This is a genomic window from Erythrobacter sp. NE805 (assembly GCF_046452355.1).
GTDB lineage: Bacteria > Pseudomonadota > Alphaproteobacteria > Sphingomonadales > Sphingomonadaceae > Erythrobacter.
The window spans coordinates 167,176-186,103 of sequence record NZ_JBKFDI010000001.1 but is presented as its reverse complement, the minus strand read 5'-3'; the positions used below and the strand labels follow the sequence as shown (position 1 = coordinate 186,103).

Below are 18,928 nucleotides of genomic sequence, written 5' to 3'. Positions count from 1 at the left end.
TCAGCCGGTCACCCGGTAGAGCGCGAGCGTGCAGCCGGGGACCGGCGCCAGCGGGAAGGTCGTGCGCGCCCATGCCGAGCGTGCCGGGTCGGCGACGAGCACGAGGTCGACCTGCCATTCCGCGAGGAAGGCGCGGCTCGCCGCGGCGTCGAGCCGCCCGGCGAGCATGTTGCGCGGTGCCATCATCGTCGCGAGGCCGCCGAGCGCTCCGGCGCGCGCGGCGAAGGCATCGTCGCCGAGCACGAGGATGCGCGCCCCCGGCTCGGCGCGGGTGCAGTCCGCAAGGGTCCGCACGTCCGCGGGTGCATCGAAGTCTGCCCAACGCCCGGCGGCGAGGCCGCCCGCGCGCGCGGATTGCACCACCTGCCCGGCGACCAGCACCGCCGCCGCGAGCAGCGCCGCGGCGCAGGCGAGCTGGCCCGCGAGCCTACGCTGGGCAAGCCGCTGGCCTTGCGCGGCGCCCCAGCACGCCGCCGCGAGGAACGCGGTCCAGAAGAACAGGCTGAAATAGCGCTGTTCGAGATAGCCCGTCAGCACCTGCGGCGCGAGCATTACCGCGGCGGCTGCGGCGGCGGCGGCGAGGGTCCACAGGCGCGCGTCACCCTTGGGGCGGCCCCCGGCGAGCGCCGCGACCCCCGCCGGAGCGGCGCAGAACGCCGCTGCCGCCAGCCCCATCGGGCTCGCCAGCAAGCCCGCTCCGGTCCAGGCGCAGGTGAGCACGTTGGCGGCGATCTTGACGGCGAGAGCGAGCGGCGCCCCGGCGACCGGGGCCTGCGCCTCCGGCCACCAGTCGGTGACATAGGCGGCAAGGTCGAGCGAAGTCGCAATCCCCGCATTGTCCGTGGCGAACGGCGTGCCGAAGCGTATCAGCGAGTGGACGATCCACGGCGAGACGGCGATCGCCGAGGCGGCGAGCGCCGCGAGCGTGCGCGTGCTCGAGCGGGTCCGCCACGCGATCGCCCCGGCAGTCAGGAGCGGCAGCAGCAGCGCGTCGAAGCGGTTGAGGAGCGCCAGGCCTGCGAGAAAGCCGATCCCCGCCGCGCGCGCCGCGCCGAGCCGCCCGCCGTCCAGCAGTCCGAGCAGGATCAGCGCGCACAGCAGCAAATGCAGCGGGATCGTGCGCCCCGCGCTCATCTCGATGAGCAACATGTTGGGGCCGAGCAGCAGCACCAGCGCCGCCCCGAGCCCCAGCCACGGCGCCTCGGTCACGGCCCGCCCGATCCGCTCCGAGACGAGCGCGAAGCCGGCGAAGCTCGCGAAGGCGAGATACAGCCCGGAGCGCGCGCCCGTCCCGAACAGGGCGTCGACAAGCGCGATCAGCACCGGCGTGAGCGGCGGGAAGCTCGCCGAATAGGGCGAGGCGCTGGCGTAGCTGCGCCAGTGGGTGAAGCGGTAGAAGTCGGCGCCGACGCTCTGCGCGAGCTCGTAGAGCGCCCAGGAATCGGGCGAATAGGGCGGGGCGGCGATGACGCTCGCGAGCAGCGGCGCTAGGACCAGCAGGAGGACGAGGAGCGGCCCCAGCCAGCCCGCCGGGGCGCGCACGGCGTCGTCGGGGGTGTGCCCGCCGGTCGCGGCGACCACGGTCTCGCGCAGCAGGGCGAGCATCGAGGCAAGACCGCCGATCTTGGTCGGCACCTTGCCGTCCTCGGGATATCGCCGCGCCACCGGCACCTGCGCGACCTTCATGCCGAGCTGTCCGGCGCGCACGGTGAGGTAGAAGAGCAGGTTGTAGACCTGGAACTCGTCGCGGAACGGGCGCACGCCGGGGTGGGTGAGGTAGCGCGCGGAGTAGGCGCGGAAGCCGTTGGTGGTGTCGGTGAACCAGTGCCGCCCGGCAAGGCTCAGCAGCGGCGCGTGGATCAGCCGGTTGGCGATGGTCCGCTCGAGCGGGGTGTTTTCCGCGACGCCCCCCGGCAGGTAGCGCGAGCCCTGGACGTAGTCGCAGCCCTCTTCGAGCTTCGCGACCATCGCGGCGATGGCCTCGACCCCGTCCTTGCCGTTGCCGTCGATGGTGACGATCCCGGCATAGCCCTCGCGCAGGGCGAAGGCGTAGGCCATGCGCAGCTGGGCGCTCAGCTTGCCGGGGCCGGTCTTGGTGAGCACCGCGCGCACCCCGGCCTGCGCGACGAACTCGTGGTCGAGCGAGCCGTCGGTAGATCCGCCGTCGGCGATGATGACGTCGACCGGCAGCCCCACGGCCTGGATGCGCAGGAGCTGCCCGCGGATTCGCTCGCCCTCGTTGATGACGGGGATGACGAGCGCGTGGGCGTGCCGGCGCGGGGCATAGCGCGCGGTCTCGTGCGCGGGGACCTGCCAGTCGGCATCGTCGAGGATGGGGCCGGGCTGCACCGTCATGCCGTCTTCCCCCTCGTCGGGCCGAACACGAGGAACTTGGACAGCGCGAAGTTGACGAGGAAGGACCCGCCCGCCCCGCAGGCGAGGATCGCCAGCGGCCATGCGCCCGCGAACATCCGGTCGAGCTGCGCGACGATCCCGACCCGCACCGCGAGCGTCGCAGCCGCGACGAGGGCGTAGAGCCCCGCCCGCCGCAGCGACAAGCCGCGCGGGCCCTTGCGGAAGCTCCAGCTCTGGTGGATCACGTAGTTGAGCGCGGCCGCCAGCGTGAAGCCGGTAGCGGCTGCGGCCCACAAGGGCAGGCCCAGCCAGCGGGCGAGCGCGAAGGCGATCGCGAGGTCGACCGCCACGCCGAGCACCGTGACCGCGAAGAAGCGCGCGAACTCGCTCATCGGCCCGCCTCCAGATAGCGCGCGATGCCCTCGGCGAGCGGGGGCAGGGCGGCGAAGGCGATGGCGGGGTGGACCTCGGCGGTGCAGGTCGCCGCTCCGAGCGCCGCGCCGTCGAGTTGTTCGAGCGTCAGGCGGGTGGGCGTGCCCGGTTCGACCGGCGCGACCAGCGCGAGGGTCGCAGCATTGCGGACGGCGTAACGCGGGAAGTCGGTCCAGCGATCCTCTGCGGGGCCGAGGGTGTCGGGCGAGGCCTCGGTGACGGTGAGCATCGCCCCGCGCCCGGTGGCGAAGGGCGGGCGGCGGGTCACGGTCAGCGCGGCGAGGCCGGCGGCAGGGGCGTCGACCTCGAGCACCAGCGTTCCGCCCGTCGGCGTGAGCACCCGGCACTTGGCAGGGGAGGGGCGCGGCGCGGCGACTTCGCGGCGCACCCACAGCACCTGTTGGCGCGAGCGCGCGATGGGCGTGTAGTTCGTGCGCAGCGCCCGGAAGAACGGCCAGTCGGCGCGCAGCAGCCAGCCCTCCCAGCCGCTGGAGTCGGGGGCGATGGTGGTGACGGCGGCGACCTTGCGCTCCGCCACCAGCGCGGTGAAGGCGGCGCGGTTGCGGGGGCCGAGCGCGTGGATCAGCGAGCCCACCGCGGCGGGGCTCTCGACCCCCGCGGCAATGTCGAGTGTCGAGGTGTAGACCGACAGCAGGCGGCGGTCCGCGGGCACGCCTTCGGCCTCCCACGCCGCGTTCAGGCGCCGCATCGCCGCGAGGTCCCGCGCTTCGGCGGGGGTCACGTGGAAGCCGAGCGCGGGGTCGTAGACGGTCCGGTCGGTGGCGGACCAGACGGTCGCGAGGTGGACAGCCTCGATCCCGATCATCCCGAGCGCCGCGAGGCCTGCGATAAGGCCCGGTCCTGCGGCGGCGCGGCGCAGCCACGGCTTGTCCCGACGCAGCAGAGCCCGCCCGCCGACAATCAGCGGCGCGCAGGCTCCGAGGACGAAGGTGATCGGGTTGTACTCCGGCCCGACATGGCCGCCGAGCTGCGGGACCAGCGCGGTGCCGAGCACGCTCGCGCCGACGAACACGAAGGCGCTCCCGCGCACCGGCGCGCTGCGCGCGCGCAGGCGCTGGAGCGCGGCCCACAGCACGCAGGCGGCGAGCACCACGAGGCTCGCGGCGGAGAGCGGATCGGCGTGTCGCAGGATGTTCGGGAGGTCGGCAGGGCCGAGGATGCGGGTGCTGCGCTCCCAGGGCGCGAAGAACCAGAACTGGTCGCCCGCGACGTCGCGGAAGTTGTAGGCGACCCACGGCCCCGGCGCGCCGTGGGTCACCGCGAGCAGGATCGCTCCCGCCGATGCGGCGGTCCCCGCGCCGAACGCCGCGAGCGTCCGCGCCAGCAGGCCGGGCCGGTGGTGGAGTGCCAGCGCCAGTCCCGCCGTCAGCGCGATGACCAGCGGAATGCCCGCGTCGTTCGACCACAGCAGCCCCGCTCCCGCCACCAGTCCGAGCAGCAGCCCGCCCGGCAGCGCCCGGCCCTCGCGCAGCACGGCGCGCACCAGCACGAGGTAGAACGGCAGCACCAGGAACGGCAGGAAACCCCGCAAGGGCCGCAGCGATACGCCGGGATCGAGTGTCGCGGGCCACGCCGGCCCGGCCACGCCCGCCGCCATCGGCCCCGCGTAGTAGAAGGCGAAAAGCAGCACCACCGCCGCCTGCCAGCGCTGCCTCGCCGGCACCGCGCGGATCATCCCGACCACGGCCCAGGCCGCCGCGAAAGCGCCTGCGGTCACCATCGCGTAAGCCGCCATCGTCGAGGCGAACAGCGTCTGGCCGAGCGCCGCGAAGACCGGCAGCAGGCTCAGCACCATCGTGATCCCGAGATAGGACTGGAACGCGCTCCCCAGCCGGTCCCCGGCTGCGAAGTGGTGCAGCGCGAACCACGTCTGCATCGCCCCGTCGAGCGAGTTGAGGCTGTGCTCGTAAAGCAGCGCCCCGCCGCGCAAGGCGAGGATCGTCGCGGCGAGCAGCGCCAGCACGAGGCCCCCGCGCACGCCCGGCCGCACACTCAAGCGGTCAGGCATGCTCATGCCCGAACACATGGCCCGAATGGAGCCCCGCGAACTCGGGCGCGGTGTCCCGCACCGCCTCGAGCAGGTCGTAGATATTGTCGATCTTGCCGCCGAGGATCGAGATCACCCGGCTCCCCTCGGGCTTCTGCTGGTAGAGGATCGGGCGCCCGTCGTCGGCCTCGTTCTTGATGAGAATCGTCTTCACCTCGTAGATCGAGGTGCGGTATTCGGCCTCCGCGAGGCACGGCAGATAGCGCCGGGCGTCGGCGCGCATGAAGGCGAAGCGGCTCTCGGGATCTTGCGCCGCGAAGTGCGCGTAAGGATCGCGCGCGGCCCCTTCGTCCGCCCAGCTCTCGTGCGGGGTGTAGCGCACATGGGTGAAGGAGTGGAGCGCCTCGGCCGGGTAGGGCATCGCCGAGAAGAACGGCCCGTCCATGACCGTGACCCCGACCTGCGCGAGCTCGCGCGGGGGCGCGATCAGCGCGAGTTCGGCGATCTCGTGCTTGAGCCGCGCCGGGGGCAGGCCCGCCCTGGCGAGCACGCGGTTGATCTGCGCATAGGTGACGTTGAAGGCATAGCGCGCGCTCACCTCGCTGCCGTCGGAGAGCGCCGCGACCACGCCTTCGGGGCGATCGGCAAGGCCCACGAGTTCGGTCGCCAGCCGAACCGCGATCCCCGCCTCGGCGAGCCGCGCGGCGACGAGGCGGCCGAGCACCTTGTGGTCGAAGGCGACCTCGTGGCAGGCGAACACGTCCTCGATCATGTCGGGGTCGAACAGCGCCTTCTGGCTCGGGGAGGCGGGCGCGATCGGCGCGCCCATGTCGCGGAACATGCGGTGGAACTTCTTGGCCGTAACCTTCGAGCGGCGCCGCGCGATGGCGTAGAGCATCTGGAAGTCGCCGACGATCGCCTCGGGGAAATCGGCGAGGAAGCGGCGGTGGAGCAGGGTCGACTTGACCGCGGTGGCCGCCGAGCGCGGGTAGTGGAAGCCGGTGTGCACCCGCGCCTGGTTGACCCGCGAGGCGCGGTCCATCAGCCGCTCGCCCGCCTCGACCACCAGCACCCGCGCCGCGATCGAGCGCAGGTAGAGCGCGAGGCAGCAGCCGTAGAAGCCGCCGCCGATCACGATGTAGTCGTAGCGGGTGGAGCCGGGTGCCGCCATCACGCCTCGCCGGGCGGCTGCGGGCGGACGTCGCGCGCGAGCTCGACATTGAGGTCGAAGGCGACCTGGTGGAACAGGTCGATGCGGTTGACCTCCTCGGGCACGAGGTCGCCCTTCAAGCGGCGCTGCTGCTTGAGCAGGTGTTGGAGGCCGAGGCTGAGCCCGAGGGTCGACATCCCCATGAACACCGCGCTCACCGCGAGCATCGCGTTGGTGGTGAGCCAGCCGGGCGCGAGGCTGTCGACCAGCAGCAGCGCGCCGACGATCCACGCGGCATAGGCAAGCCCGACCAGCGCGAGCAGGCTCGAGGAGATAGCCACGATGGTGAGGATCAGCGGGGTGAGGTGGACGAGCAGCGTCTGGAGCAGCTGCGCGCGGCGCCGCAGCCCGATGAAGGCGGTGCGGCTCGCGACGTTGCGCCGGGTCGCGAACCAGTCGACCGGGATGCGCGGATCGCGCGGGGGGAAGCGCAGCGCAAGGCGCGGCTCCTCGTGCGCAGCGAGCAGGTTGAGCAGCGTGCGCGGCGCGGCGATCGACTGGAAGTCGCTCGGATCGACGTTGAACCCGGCGACCTTGCCGAGGGCGATGAAGGGCCAGGCGAGCAGCCGCTTCACCGGGCGCTTCGGCGAGCGGTAGATCATTGTCACTGCGTCCGCCGCTTCGGCGTGGTCGAGGAAGGCGACAAGGTCGAGCGCGGCGATCTCGTCGAGGTTGCCGATCACCACGAGGTCGCCGATCGCTTCCTCGGCGGCGATCACCCGGCGGTCGTAGTATTCGACCCCGCGGCGCACGACGAAGAGGCGGCAGTTGGGCACCTCTTCGACGATCGCGAGGAAGGCCTCGCGCTGGGCCTCGCCGACCACGAGGATGATCTCGCGGTAGCGGTAGGCGCGGTCGAGGGTGTCGGCGACCGCGCGGATTGCGGCGAAGGTCGAGAGGCTCTCGTGGAGCTCGGAGAAGCACACCGAGACGACCACGTCCTCGCGCGGTTTCACGAACTGGCCGGGGTCGGGCTCACGCATCGATCGCCTCCGCCGCGCGGGCCGCCTGCGACAGGCGCGTCACCGCGGCGCGGACTTCGGCGAGGCCACCCTCGGGGCGCTTCATCTCGATCGACACGGCCCGCGCGTAGCCTGCCGCGGACAGGGCGTGCAGCACCGGCGCCAGCGTCGCCGGGTCGGCGGGGGCGGGGGCGAGGTGCGGCTCGCTGACGTGGACGTGCGACAGGCGCGGGGCGAGCGCGGGGAGCCGCGCGGCCAGCTCCGCGAAATCGCCGTTCATGTGCATCGCCCCGATGTCGAGGTGCGCGACCACAGCGGGGTGATCGACGAGCGCGACGAAGCCGAGCGCCGCCTCGAGGGTGGTGCAGAACTTGGTCCCGTAGGCCGCGGGGTTGGCCTCGATGCCGATGCGCGTGCCCGCGGCGACGGCGGTGTCGGCGAGCCTGCGGAACACCGCGGCCGCCTCGCCCACCGCCCTGTCCATCGCCAGCCCCTCGGGGACGCGGCGTTGCAGCGGCGAGCCGAACACGAGGTGCGGGATGCCGAACTCCCCGGCGAGGCGGATCGCGCGGGTCATGCCCGTCTCGAAGGCGGCGCGCGCCTCGGGGCCGCCGAACAGTGCAGCACCCTCGACGCCGAAGAGCAGCGACTGCATCGAGACGAGCGCGAGCCCTGCGTCCGCGATCTCGGCGAGGGCCTCGCGGGCGCTCGCCGCGTCGGGCACGAAGGGGTCGGCGGCGGCGTGGAAAAACAGCCCCGGCGCGATCTCGAGGCCGGTGAAGCCCGCCTCGGCGAGGATCGCATAGGCCGCGAGCCGCTCCCCGGGCGCCCAGGCGATGTTCGACATGGCGAGGATCATGCCGCCGCGCTCCTCGCCTGCGCGAAGAACGCCGCCAGCGCGTCGAGCGTGGCGGCGGCGGCGAACTGGTAGGGTCCTTGCGTGCCCCACAGGTCGGCGTGGCGGGTGCGCATGGCCTCGCGGTGGAGCGAGGCGGGGGTCTCGGGCATGGCACGGCCGGTGAGGCGCGCGTGGATCGTCGCGGCGGCGAGCGGCTCGGGGGCGAGGTGCAGATGCGAGAGCCCGGCTCCGAGCGCGATGCCGATGTCCTGCCACAGCCGGTCGATGGCGTAATACTGGTAGGTGGTCGCGCGGTTGTGGAACTGGGTCGCGGAGGCACCGCAGGCGGTCATCGCCTCCTCGAGCGCCCGCCGCCGCGAATCGGCATCGAACGCCGCGCGGTCGAGCCGCAGCAGGCCGGTTGCCGCGTCCGGGGCATAGAGCGCGCGCACCCAGCCGCCGAGGTCCGGCGCGAGTCCCTCCGCCAGCGCCTCCAGCTTCGTCTCGGCGAGCAGCGTGGGGACGGGGTTCAGCAGGTCGAAGAGGAAGTTCTTGCGCAGTCCCGCCCCGAACAGCGCGGGCAGGCGCACGATCAGGCTGCCGGGGAAGCGCTGCTCGACGAAAGCCTCGAGCGCGCGGCGGTGGCGGCCATAGGCGAGGCTCTGCTGGAAGGCCTGCGTCCCCTCGTCGTCGCCCCCCGCGAAGTCGGCGAGCACCGCGATCGAGGAAATCAGCACGAAACGCTCCGCGCGCACGCCATCGAGCCGGGCGATCAGCGCGTCGATCTGCGCCTTGTCGCGCTCCGGCGCGCGGTTCGCCTCGACCATCGATCCCGGCGCGGCGGCGCAGACCAGCGTCCCGAAGCTCTGCCCGGCGATCTCGGCGATGTTCGCGGAGTTGTAGCACGCCTCGAAGCGTGCCTGGCGCAGCAGCGCGCCGCCGACGAAGCCGGTGTGGCCGATCAGGCCGAGTGTGCCGTCGGGGGCGGGGGAGGGGCTCATGAGGTAACGACCCGGGGCTGCCTTGCTTGCGAGATCGAACCACGCGCGCCGCGCGGGCGCGACGGGCATGATCCGATCCGCCGCAGCTTAGTTGCCATTGTTATAGACAAGGTTAACCCGGCGCCGCGCGCGGCGGCCCTGCGCGAGGCGCAAGTATCGGTGTCGCCGCAGCCTCTCTTGGTTACCGCTCGCGGCGGAGCGGCGCGTGGCCCGGCGCTATGCGGCAGCGGGCGGCGGGACGAGGCCGATCGCCTGCATCACCGCCGCCTGCCCGAGCATTGCCACGAGCCAATAGGCCATCGCCGACACCATTCGCTTTCGCCCGAGACCGAAGGCGGCAAGGCTCACGCCGAGCACCGGCACGACGAAGCCGATCCAGATCACCACCGCGCTCCCCAGCGCCATCACCCAGGCCCCCGCCTCGCGCGGGGCGAGGATCAGCGCTCCGGCCAGGATCGCGGCGAGCCAGAACTCGGCGAGCGCGATCCCGGCCAGCGTCCCCCAGCCGGGCCGCGGCAGACAGAGCGCGGCCAGCCACCCTGCACCGATCGCGAGCCCCAGCAGCGTTGCGGCGGTGATCGGCACGATGTTGAGGAGGATGTAAATCATCCGCTCCCCTCACCCCCAGGGCGTGACAAGGTATTTCTCGCCGGTCTTCATCTGGCGGTAGTCGGTGATCGCCGGCTTCTCGAGCATCTGCTCGAGGTTGACCTTGGCCTTGTAGTGGCTCGCGAAGGTGGTGGTGAGGTTCGCCTGCACCCGGCTGCGCATCCGCACCACGGTCTCCAGCCCGGCGCGCTGGAGGAAGGGCGTGAGCAGCCAGCCGGCGACGCTCCAGTCGAGCCCGTAGGAGGGGGTGAGGATCGTCGGCGCGAGCTCGAGCCGGCCGTATATATACATCTTCTTGTGCTGGTTCGAGCCGTAGCGCGAGAACTCGGTCATGCGGCTGACCGCGACCTGCTCCATCGCCTTGAGCACCCCGTCCGAGGCCTGTCCGCCGCCGATCGGATCGAAGCCGAGGAAAGCGCCGGTCTCGGCGATCGCGGCGCGCAGGTCGGCCATGTAGGTGGGCGCGGAGGAGTTCACGACATACTCGGCCCCCTGCGATTTCAGCAATTCGGCATGATCGTCCTTGCGCACGATGTTGACGAGCTTCATCCCGTCCTCGAGGCAGATGCGGTTGAGCATCTGGCCGAGGTTGCTGGCAGCGGCCAAGTGAACGATCGCCGAATGGCCCTCCATCCGCGCGGTCTCGACGAAGCCCAGCGCGGTCATCGGGTTGACGAAGGAGGAGGCGCCGACCTCGGCGGAGTGGTCGCCGAGCGGCAGGCACATCATCGCATCGGCGAGGGCATATTGCGAGAAGGCGTGGCCCGGCACGCAGGCGACGCGCTGGCCCATCAGCGCCTTGGCCGCGTCGCTGTCGCCGGTCGCGATCACCGTGCCCGCACCCTCGTTGCCCGCCGGCAGGCGCTGGCCGTGGCGGGCCTTCTGGCCGGAGAGGAAGGGCTCGGGCATGGTCGCGACGACCTTGCCGGGGGCATATTCGGCGGTCTCGAAATCGGCCGCGCTGGTGAGGATCGCGAGATCGCTCGGGTTGATCGGCGCGGCCTCCATCTTCACCAGCACCTGGTTGCCCTTGGGCTCGTGGAACTGGCTCTCAGCTACCTCCAGCGTCAGCTTGCCGTCGGGTTGAAGCGTGGTGAAGAGCTGCTTTCCGGTGGTCATGGCGATCGTCTCCCTTGGTTGCCTGAAGGCCTAGGCATTCCGGTTGCGAATGGCAACGGGCGGCGGTCGCCCACCCCTGACCCCTCCCGCGGGCGGGAGGGGGACAGATCGCCGTTCGTCCTCCCCTCCCGCTTGCGGGAGGGGCCGGGGGTGGGCCCGTCAGGGATAGGTGGCCTCGACGAAATAGAGCCCGTGCGGCGGGGCGTTGAGCCCGAGCGCGCCCCGGTCGCGCGCCGCCAGCGCCTCGGCGATGCGGCGCTCCGGCCACGTCCCCGCGCCGACCAGCTTGAGGCAGCCCACCATCGAGCGCACCTGGTGGTGGAGGAAGGAGCGCGCTGCGGCGTGGATGTGGATTTCCTCGCCGACGCGCTCCACCCGCAGCTCGTCCAAGGCCTTCACCGGATCGGCGGCCTGGCAATGGACCGAGCGGAAGGTGGTGAAATCGTGCCGCCCGACCAGCGCCTGCGCGGCGCGGTGCATCGCTTGCGGATCGAGCGGCTGCGGCACGTGCCACGCCTTGTCGCGCATCAGCGTCAATGGCGCGCGGCGGTTGACGATGCGGTAGAGATAGCGCCGCCCGGTGCAGGAAAAGCGCGCGTGCCAGTCGTCGGGCACCACCTCGCATTGGATGACCGCGACCGGATCGGGGCGCAGCTGTGCGTTGAGCGCCGCCGTCAGCCGGAAGGGATCGAAGGGCTTTGCGATGTCCACGTGGCTGCGCATCGCCAGCGCGTGCACGCCCGCGTCCGTGCGGCCTGCCGAGTGCATCACGACGCTCTCGCCGGTGATCCGCTGGAGCGCATCCTCGACCGCCTGCTGCACGCTCGGCCCGTGGCTCTGGCGCTGGAGCCCGAAGAAGGGCGTCCCGTCGAACTCGAGGGTGAGGGCGAAGCGGGTCATCTCTTCACCTCGTCATTGCGAGGAGCCGAAGGCGACGCGGCAATCCGTGGCCTGCAACTGCGACGGAGGGCCAAGGCGATCCATGGATTGCTTCGCTGCGCTCGCAATGACGATCATAAGAGCACCGTCCCCGCCGCCACCGCCCGCCCGCGCAGAAATTCGGCGCGTTCGAGCACCGGCTTGCCCGCGCGTTGCAGCGTGAGGGGCCGGAGCGCGCCCGTCCCGCAGGCGATCGTGCAATCGTCATCCAGCACCGTCCCGGGCGCGCCCTCCGCCTCCACCACCTCGGCGAGCAGCAGCTTGACCCGCTCCTCGCCCAGTTCGAACCACGCGCCGGGGAAGGGGGCGAGGCCGCGCACCAGTCGCTCGATCGCTGCGGCGTCCTCGGCCCAGTCGATCTTGCCTTCCGCCTTGTCGATCTTGGGCGCATAGACGGCGAGCGCCTCGTCCTGCGGCTCGTGCGGGAAGGCGGCGAGGTCCGCCAGCACCTCGACCATCGCCGCCGCGCCCATCGCACCCAGCTCGCCGAACAGCTCGCCCGTGGTCTTGCGGCCGACCGGCGTGCGCACCTTGTGGAGCATCGGCCCGGTGTCGAGCCCGGCCTCCATCTGCATGATCGTCACGCCCGTCTCGGGATCGCCCGCCATCACCGCCCGGTGGATCGGCGCCGCCCCGCGCCAGCGCGGGAGCAGCGAGGCGTGGATGTTGAGGCAGCCGTGCGTCGGCGCATCGAGCACCGGCTGCGGCAGGATCAGCCCGTAGGCGGCCACCACCGCGACATCCGCTTCGAGTGCGGCGAAATCGGCTTGCGCCTCGGCATTCCTGAGCGACACCGGCGAGCGCACCTCGAGCCCCAGCCGCTCGGCCGCGACCTGCACGGGAGAGGGCATCAGCCTCTTGCCCCGCCCCGCCGGGCGCGGCGGCTGGGTGTAGACGCAGGCGATCTCGTGCCCCGCCTCGACCAGCGCGGCGAGGGCGGGCACCGCGAAATCGGGCGTTCCCATGAATACTACGCGCACGTCACCAGTCCCGTTTGCCCTGAGCTTGTCGAAGGGCCGTCCTTACTTCTATCCGCCGCAAAGAAAAGGGCGGGGCTTCGACAAGCTCAGCCCGAACGGGTAACGGGACAGCATGGCCTCACAGGAAATCGAAGCCCTCAGTTCCGCGCTCGCCCGCCTGCCGGGGTTCGGGCCGCGTTCCGCCCGGCGCGCGGTGCTGTGGCTCGTCAAGCACCGCGAAAGCGCGCTCCCCGCGCTGCTCGAGGCGCTCGCGGGCGTCGCCGAGACGCTGGTTGAGTGCCACGTCTGCGGCAATGTCGACACCCGCGACCCCTGCGGTATCTGCGCCGACCCGCGCCGCGACGCGCGGTCCCTGTGCGTGGTCGAGGAGGTCTCCGACGTCTGGGCGCTCGATCGCTCGCGGCTGTTCCCCGGACGCTACCACGTGCTCGGCGGGCGGCTCTCGGCATTGGACGGCATCGGCCCCGAGGACCTCGGCATCGCCAGCCTCCTCGCCCGCGTCGAGGCGGGCGGCATCGACGAGGTGGTGCTCGCGATGAACGCGACGCTCGAGGGCCAGACCACCGCGCATTACATCGCCGAGCGGCTCGAGGCCTTCCCGCTGCGCGTCACCCAGCTCGCCCACGGGTTGCCGGTGGGCGGCGAGCTCGACTACCTCGACGAGGGCACACTCGCGCAGGCTTTGCGGGCAAGAAGGCCGGTCGGATGAACCGAATCCAGCGCTTTTTCACCTGGCTTCTCGGCCCCGGGGTCGAACGGGAATCGCGCGAGTGGGCGTACGAATGCGGCCAGTGCGGTCACCGCGAGAGCGTGTGGGATATGGGCGGCATCCGCTACAAGGCGATCGGCGAAAGCTCCCACCGAGGCCGCTGCCCTGCCTGCGGCCACGTAGGAAAGCGCTGGCTGCGCCGATCACGCTGATCGGAGCATCGCGCTTGCCCCGAGGCGGCGCGGCCCCTATCTTGTCCCGCATGGCTATCCGCGAAATCCTCGAAGTGCCGGACCCCCGGCTCAAAGTCGTCTCGACCCCCGTCGAACCCCACGAGTTCGGCCCCGAGCTGAACCAGCTCGTCGAAGACATGTTCGAGACGATGTACGATGCCCCCGGCATCGGCCTCGCCGCGATCCAGGTCGGCGTGCCCAAGCGCGTGCTGGTGATCGACCTCCAGCCGGACGATCCCGACGCGCCGCCGGTCGAGTGCTCGCATGACGGTCACAAGCACACCCACCCGGCGACGAAGAAGGAGCCGCGGGTGTTCGTCAACCCGGTGATCCTCGACCCGGCCGAGGAGCTCTCGACCTACCAGGAGGGCTGCCTCTCGGTCCCCGAAATCTACGCCGACGTCGATCGTCCGGCGACCTGCCGCGTGCGCTACCAGGACTTGGACGGCAACACCCACGAGGAAGCACTCGAGGGGCTGATGGCGACCTGCCTCCAGCACGAGATGGACCACCTCGAGGGCATCCTGTTCATCGACCACCTCAGCCGCCTCAAGCGCGCGATGGTGCTCAAGAAGCTCGAGAAGATCCGCCGGGCGGCGTGATGTGCTTGCGCTCGCCCATCCGGGCGAGCGTCCTCGCTAGACGCGCAGCAAAGCTGCGCGCGCTGCGGCTCGGCCGCGTGGCCTCGCGGCCCTGCGCGCCGGTCCAGCGCCATCCTTTCACTTCCTTCGCCTCCCCGGGCTTGCCTGCCCCGGCGAAGGCCGGGGATCCGGGGCCCCGCTTCTCTTGTGGCGGAACCCTGCCCCGCCCGCGCCGGTAACCCGCGCATGATCGATGACCAGACCATGCTTGCCATCGCCACCCTCGTGGCGAAGCTGTTCGAACTCGGCGGCATCGGCGTCATCGTCATCGGCGCCCTCTACGCCGCCGGGGCCTTCGGCACCTCGCTCGTCACCCGCCCCGCCGAGGGCGAGGACCGCGTCGCCGCCTTCCGCCGGATGCTCGGCCGCGCGATCCTCACCGGGCTCGAACTGCTCGTCGCCGCCGACATCATCCGCACTGTCGCGATCGACCCCACGCTCGAGAGCGTGCTCGTGCTCGGCATCATCGTCGTGATCCGCACCTTCCTCAGCTTCAGCCTTGAGGTCGAGATCGACGGGCGCTGGCCCTGGCAGAAGGAGCGCGCGCCCGAGCCGCCCGCGAAACACGGCGGGGGATAGCGGCGCGAAGCCACTGGCGTTCTCTTTTCGTTCCGTGTAGGATCGTGGCATGGACATCGCGATTCTTTCGTTCCTCGCCCTCGTGATCGGCGGCCTCGCCGGCTGGTTCGTCGGCTCGCGCCCGCTGGCCGACCTGCGCACCCGCCTCGCTGCCGCCGAGGCGGCCACGGCGTCGCAGGAGGCGGATTTCAAGCGCGCCATCGCCGAGCTGGGTGAGGCGCGGATCGAGGTCGCCGGGTTGAAGGAGCGCGCGGCGCAGGCCGATGGCCTGCTGGCGCGGCTCGACACCGTGCAGGCCGAGCGGGCGGGGCTGTCCGAACGTCTCGCCGCGCTCGAGAGCGCCTCGGCCGAACGCGAAAAAGCCTTCGCCGAGCAGAAGGCCGCGCTCCTCGCCGCGCAGGACAGCTTGCGCAAGGAGTTCGAGAACGCCGGCAGCCGTGTCTTGGAACAGGCGCAGAAGGCCTTTCTTGAGCGGGCCGAGGCGCGCTTCCGCCAGTCGGAGGAAGCGGGCGAGGCCAAGATCAGGGCGCTGCTCTCGCCGGTGGGCGAGAAGCTGGCGAATTACGAGAAACAGGTCGCCGAATTGGAGGCCAAGCGCACCGATGCCTTCGGTCAGCTCGCCGGCCTCATCCAGTCGATGCGCGTGGGCCAGGAGGAGGTGCGGCGCGAGGCGCAGCGGCTCGGCAATTCGCTCACCAACGCCCCCAAGGCACGCGGACGCTGGGGCGAGCGGGCGCTCCAGAACCTGCTCGAGCAATGCGGGCTCGCCCAGCACACCGACTTCGTCATGGAGCACTCGATCGACACCGAGGACGGGCGCCTGCGCCCCGACGCGATCATCAACGTGCCCGGTCAGAAGAAGCTGGTGGTCGATTCCAAGGTGTCGCTGAACGCTTACCAGGCCGCCTTCGAGGCCAATGACGAGGCCGAGCGCAAGCGCCATCTCGACCTCCACGCCAAGTCGATGCGCGGGCACGTGCAGACCCTCGGCGCCAAGAGCTACCAGAGCCAGTTCGAGGAAGCGCCCGACTACGTGATCATGTTCGTCCCCGGCGAGCATTTCGTCACCGCCGCGCTCGAGGCCGATCCCGAGCTGTGGGACTTCGCCTTCGAACGCCGCGTGCTGCTCGCGACGCCGACCAACCTCGTCGCCATCGCCCGCACCGTTGCGCAGGTGTGGCGGCAGGACGGGCTCGCCAAGGAGGCGCAGGCAATCGGCCGGATGGGCGCCGAGCTCTACGACCGCCTGCGCGTCGCCAGCGAGCACCTCAAGCGCGTCGGCGGCGGGCTCGAGACGGCGGTCAACAATTACAACAAGTTCGTCGGCTCCTTCGAGCGCAACGTGCTCACCTCGGGGCGGCGGCTCGCCGAGAAGGGGGTCGAGATCGGCAAGCAGGCGATCGACGAAGTCCCCTTGGTGGAAGCCGCGCCGCGCTATAATGCGGCCGACGGCGAGGCGGTGGCGACAGAGTACCCCGCGCTCGCGGTGGACAACGACGCAGCGGAGTAGGCATGAGCGGACAGGGGGCAGGCGCGGGCGGCAAGGTGTGGCACCTTGCGCAGATCAATATCGGAAAGCTGCTGGCGCCCGAGGGCGACGCGCGAGTGCAGCCCTTCTTCGACGCGCTGGAGCGCGTGAACGCCATCGCCGACGCCTCGCCGGGCTTCGTCTGGCGGCTCCAGGGCGACAGCGGCAACGCGACCGAATTCAGCGTCGCCTCGGACCCGTTGCTGCTGCTCAACATGTCGCTCTGGGAGAGCGCAGAGGCGCTGTTCGACTTCGTCTACCGCTCCGGCCACACCCCCGAGATGGCGCGGCGGCGCGAGTATTTCCACCGCTTCGAGGGCGCCTACCAGGCGCTGTGGTGGGTTGCGCAAGGGCATCGTCCCACCATCGACGAGGGCCTCTCGCGTCTGTGGATGCTCGACCGCTACGGCCCGACGCCGCAGGCCTTCACCTTCAAGGCGCGCTTCCCGCGGCCCGGCGAGCGCACCCCGCCGGTCGACATGCAGCCCGACCCTTGGTGCATCGGCACCGCGTGAGGGCGGCAGCGTGGAGCAGGTAGGCCTCGCCGACTGGCCGGAGGGGCTCGACTTCGCGCTGGCGGTCGTCCGCGACGACGCGGTCCCGCGGTTCGGCCTGCGGTTCGAGGCCTGTGAGGAAGACGGCCTCGGGCTGCACTTCGTGGCGATCGTGCGGACCGAGGCGGGCCTGTTCGCGCTCCGGCGCGGGGTCGGCGCACCGGCCCCGGGAACACAGGTATGGTGCGTCGCGGACGGCGCGCCCACGGCGGAACGGATCGCCGCCTTCTGCCGCGCCGTCGGGATCGACCAGAGCGAAGTCACCTGGCGCGCGCCGAGCGAAACGGTCCGAAACGACGGCGCCGCGACGCGGCCCGCGGAGGGCTGACGCAGCGCTTTCCTACCGCGCCGCGCGGTCGCATGATGCCGGCGGCTCCTTGGCATCGTCCGAACCCCCGCGAACCGGCCCCGGCTCGTTCTCGCTCGCGCAACCCGTGTCCGTCCGCCGCGCATGCGGAGGATCAAGGTCTTGAAAATCATCAGCAATGCCCTTGCCGACCAAGCGGACAGGGTGTCCGCTTTGTCCGCTTCAGGGCGCCACCGCCGCCAGCACTTCGTAGGCGAGCACCGCACCGGCGACCGCGGCGTTCAATGAATCGGCGCGGCCCTTCATCGGCATGGTGACGCGCAAATCGCAGGCGGCCTCGTAGTCGTCCGGCAGCCCCTGCGATTCGTTGCCGACGAGGATGAAGCACGGCGCCCGATAGGCCGCACCGCGGTAGGGCACAGCGTCCCGCAGCGAGGCGGCGGCGAGCTGGCCTTCCCCGGCGCGCAGCCACGGCAGGAATTCGTCCCACCGCGCCTGCGCAAGGCCGACGGTGAAGACCGCGCCCATGCTCGCGCGCACGGCCTCGGCGCTGAAGGGATCGGCGCAGTCGTCGATCAGGATCAGCCCCCCTGCGCCGACCGCGTCGCAGGTGCGCAGCATCGTGCCGAGGTTCCCCGGATCGCGCAGCGCCTGTGCGGCGAGCCAGATCGGCGCCGCCCCGCGGTCAAGCCCGGCGAGCGAGGTGTCCCACTCGTCGAACACTCCCGCCACGCTCTGGGCGTTCTCCTTGCCGGTGATCTTGGAGAGGATGTCGGGGGTGGTGGCGATCACCTCGCCGCCCTCGGCCAGCACCTCTGCCTCGAGCCGCGCGAGGAGGTCGTGGGGATCGCGCCCCTCGGCCATCACCAGCGTCCGCGGCACCCGCCCGCAGGCACGCGCATCCTCGAGCAGGCGCAGGCCCTCGACGAGGAACTGCCCCGCGCGCCGGCGGTGCTTCTTGTCGCGAAGCGAGCGCAGGTACTTGACCGTCGGATTGGAGAAGCCGGTGATGTGCTTGCGCATCGGAGGGAACCTATGCCGTTCGTGTCGAGCGAAGTCGAGACACCTGTACCACCGCCTCTCGACTGCGCTCGAGGCGAACGGAACCCGGCGCTAGTCCTCGCCGAAGCCGTCGGCGATCAGTCCGACGAGATCGGCGAGCACCGCCTCGGCGCCATCGCCCTCGACCGCCACCTCGACCGTGTCCCCCTTGGCCGCGCCGAGCATCATCAGTCCGAGGATCGACCCGCCTGCCGCGCTGTTGGGCGCCTTCGAGACGGTGACCTTCACGCCCTCCGGCAGCGCCGCGACCGCGCCGACGAACTTCGCGCTCGCCCGGGCGTGCAGCCCGCGGCGGTTGACGATGGTGACGTGTCGCCTTGCCTCCCCCACGGCGGCTGTCCTCAAGCCTTGGCCCGTGCGGGCGGCGTTTCCTGCCCGAGGAGTTCGCTGGCGATGGTGATGTAGTTGCGCCCGGCGGTCTGCGCGGCGTGGACCGCGGCGGTGACGTCCATGGCCTTCCTCGCCCCGGCGAGGCGGATCAGCATCGGCAGGTTGATCCCCGCGATCACCTCGACATGCCCCGCATCGAGCAGCGAGATCGCGAGGTTGGAAGGCGTGCCGCCGAACAGGTCGGTGAGGATGATGACCCCCGCGCCGCTGTCGACCGCCTGGATCGCGCCCGCGATGTCGGCGCGGCGTTGCTCCATGTCGTCATTGGGGCCGATGCACACCGTGACGATCCCGTCCTGCGGGCCGACCACGTGCTCCATGGCCTCGACAAACTGGTCCGCGAGGCGGCCATGGGTTACCAGGATCAAGCCGATCATGCGTGAAAAAGGGTCCGTTACCTGCCCGCCGGGGCGTGCCTTACGCGTTTCTAACTGAACCGGCAATGTGCCGCAGGCAACCTGACGAAAATGGC

21 protein-coding genes are annotated in these 18,928 nt (G+C 71.3%); 7 read left to right on the top strand and 14 right to left on the bottom strand.

The genetic code is table 11. The features are described from left to right. From ACLBKU_RS00945 to fmt, 11 genes are all read right to left on the bottom strand, one after another. Nucleotides 1–2,355: a glycosyltransferase family 2 protein gene (locus tag ACLBKU_RS00945; RefSeq protein ID WP_410177655.1), complete on the bottom strand. Its 2,355-nt coding sequence runs from the start codon at nt 2,353–2,355 to the stop codon at nt 1–3. Then, nucleotides 2,352–2,747: a GtrA family protein gene (locus ACLBKU_RS00940; RefSeq protein WP_410177654.1), complete on the bottom strand. Its 396-nt coding sequence runs from the start codon at nt 2,745–2,747 to the stop codon at nt 2,352–2,354. The genes ACLBKU_RS00945 and ACLBKU_RS00940 overlap by 4 nt, the downstream gene beginning before the upstream one ends. Beyond that, on the bottom strand, nt 2,744–4,822 hold the full coding sequence (locus ACLBKU_RS00935) for a hypothetical protein (RefSeq protein ID WP_410177653.1): 2,079 nt from the start codon (nt 4,820–4,822) through the stop codon (nt 2,744–2,746). Before ACLBKU_RS00935 ends, ACLBKU_RS00940 begins: the two co-directional genes overlap by 4 nt. Beyond that, nucleotides 4,809–5,966, bottom strand: coding sequence for an NAD(P)/FAD-dependent oxidoreductase (locus ACLBKU_RS00930; RefSeq protein ID WP_410178979.1), 1,158 nt, complete (start codon nt 5,964–5,966; stop codon nt 4,809–4,811). Before ACLBKU_RS00930 ends, ACLBKU_RS00935 begins: the two co-directional genes overlap by 14 nt. After that, nucleotides 5,966–6,988, bottom strand: coding sequence for a hypothetical protein (locus ACLBKU_RS00925; RefSeq protein ID WP_410177652.1), 1,023 nt, complete (start codon nt 6,986–6,988; stop codon nt 5,966–5,968). The genes ACLBKU_RS00930 and ACLBKU_RS00925 overlap by 1 nt, the downstream gene beginning before the upstream one ends. Beyond that, nucleotides 6,981–7,826 (bottom strand): sugar phosphate isomerase/epimerase family protein, encoded by an 846-nt coding sequence (locus ACLBKU_RS00920; protein ID WP_410177651.1) that lies wholly within the window; start codon nt 7,824–7,826, stop codon nt 6,981–6,983. The genes ACLBKU_RS00925 and ACLBKU_RS00920 overlap by 8 nt, the downstream gene beginning before the upstream one ends. After that, complete coding sequence (locus tag ACLBKU_RS00915; protein WP_410177650.1) at nt 7,823–8,875, bottom strand: hypothetical protein; 1,053 nt, start codon at nt 8,873–8,875, stop codon at nt 7,823–7,825. Before ACLBKU_RS00915 ends, ACLBKU_RS00920 begins: the two co-directional genes overlap by 4 nt. Nucleotides 8,876–9,022: 147 nt before the next feature. Beyond that, on the bottom strand, nt 9,023–9,415 hold the full coding sequence (locus ACLBKU_RS00910) for a hypothetical protein (RefSeq protein WP_410177649.1): 393 nt from the start codon (nt 9,413–9,415) through the stop codon (nt 9,023–9,025). 9 nt (nt 9,416–9,424) lie between these two features. Next, on the bottom strand, nt 9,425–10,534 hold the full coding sequence (locus ACLBKU_RS00905) for a zinc-binding dehydrogenase (protein ID WP_410177648.1): 1,110 nt from the start codon (nt 10,532–10,534) through the stop codon (nt 9,425–9,427). A gap of 159 nt (nt 10,535–10,693) precedes the next feature. Further along, entirely contained in the window at nt 10,694–11,434 is a 741-nt protein-coding gene (truA, locus tag ACLBKU_RS00900) for a tRNA pseudouridine(38-40) synthase TruA (protein WP_410177647.1), read from the bottom strand. 113 nt (nt 11,435–11,547) lie between these two features. Then, nucleotides 11,548–12,453, bottom strand: a complete 906-nt coding sequence (gene fmt / locus ACLBKU_RS00895; protein ID WP_410177646.1) for a methionyl-tRNA formyltransferase — start codon at nt 12,451–12,453, stop codon at nt 11,548–11,550. 112 nt (nt 12,454–12,565) lie between these two features. On the opposite strand from fmt, the gene recR reads away from it, so the two are divergent. From recR to ACLBKU_RS00860, 7 genes are all read left to right on the top strand, one after another. Continuing rightward, nucleotides 12,566–13,162, top strand: a complete 597-nt coding sequence (gene recR / locus ACLBKU_RS00890; RefSeq protein WP_410177645.1) for a recombination mediator RecR — start codon at nt 12,566–12,568, stop codon at nt 13,160–13,162. Continuing rightward, nucleotides 13,159–13,374 carry a hypothetical protein gene (locus ACLBKU_RS00885; RefSeq protein WP_410177644.1) on the top strand — a complete coding sequence of 72 codons (216 nt, stop codon included), beginning with the start codon at nt 13,159–13,161 and terminating at the stop codon, nt 13,372–13,374. Before recR ends, ACLBKU_RS00885 begins: the two co-directional genes overlap by 4 nt. A gap of 50 nt (nt 13,375–13,424) precedes the next feature. Then, complete coding sequence (locus ACLBKU_RS00880; RefSeq protein WP_410177643.1) at nt 13,425–13,997, top strand: peptide deformylase; 573 nt, start codon at nt 13,425–13,427, stop codon at nt 13,995–13,997. Between the two features lie 225 nt (nt 13,998–14,222). Continuing rightward, nucleotides 14,223–14,615, top strand: coding sequence for a DUF1622 domain-containing protein (locus tag ACLBKU_RS00875; protein ID WP_410177642.1), 393 nt, complete (start codon nt 14,223–14,225; stop codon nt 14,613–14,615). 49 nt (nt 14,616–14,664) lie between these two features. Next, nucleotides 14,665–16,125: a DNA recombination protein RmuC gene (gene rmuC, locus ACLBKU_RS00870; RefSeq protein WP_410177641.1), complete on the top strand. Its 1,461-nt coding sequence runs from the start codon at nt 14,665–14,667 to the stop codon at nt 16,123–16,125. A 2-nt stretch (nt 16,126–16,127) separates the two neighbouring features. Further along, a complete protein-coding gene (locus tag ACLBKU_RS00865) occupies nt 16,128–16,658 on the top strand; it encodes a DUF3291 domain-containing protein (RefSeq protein ID WP_410177640.1) in 531 nt (176 codons plus the stop codon). 10 nt (nt 16,659–16,668) lie between these two features. After that, a complete protein-coding gene (locus ACLBKU_RS00860; RefSeq protein ID WP_410177639.1) occupies nt 16,669–17,025 on the top strand; it encodes a hypothetical protein in 357 nt (118 codons plus the stop codon). A 201-nt stretch (nt 17,026–17,226) separates the two neighbouring features. On the opposite strand, the gene ACLBKU_RS00855 is transcribed toward ACLBKU_RS00860, so the two are convergent. From ACLBKU_RS00855 to ACLBKU_RS00845, 3 genes are all read right to left on the bottom strand, one after another. Further along, nucleotides 17,227–18,027 (bottom strand): TrmH family RNA methyltransferase, encoded by an 801-nt coding sequence (locus ACLBKU_RS00855; RefSeq protein WP_410177638.1) that lies wholly within the window; start codon nt 18,025–18,027, stop codon nt 17,227–17,229. Between the two features lie 90 nt (nt 18,028–18,117). Then, nucleotides 18,118–18,396 (bottom strand): HPr family phosphocarrier protein, encoded by a 279-nt coding sequence (locus ACLBKU_RS00850; RefSeq protein ID WP_410177637.1) that lies wholly within the window; start codon nt 18,394–18,396, stop codon nt 18,118–18,120. Between the two features lie 11 nt (nt 18,397–18,407). After that, a complete protein-coding gene (locus ACLBKU_RS00845) occupies nt 18,408–18,833 on the bottom strand; it encodes a PTS sugar transporter subunit IIA (RefSeq protein WP_410177636.1) in 426 nt (141 codons plus the stop codon). Nucleotides 18,834–18,928: the final 95 nt, after the last annotated feature.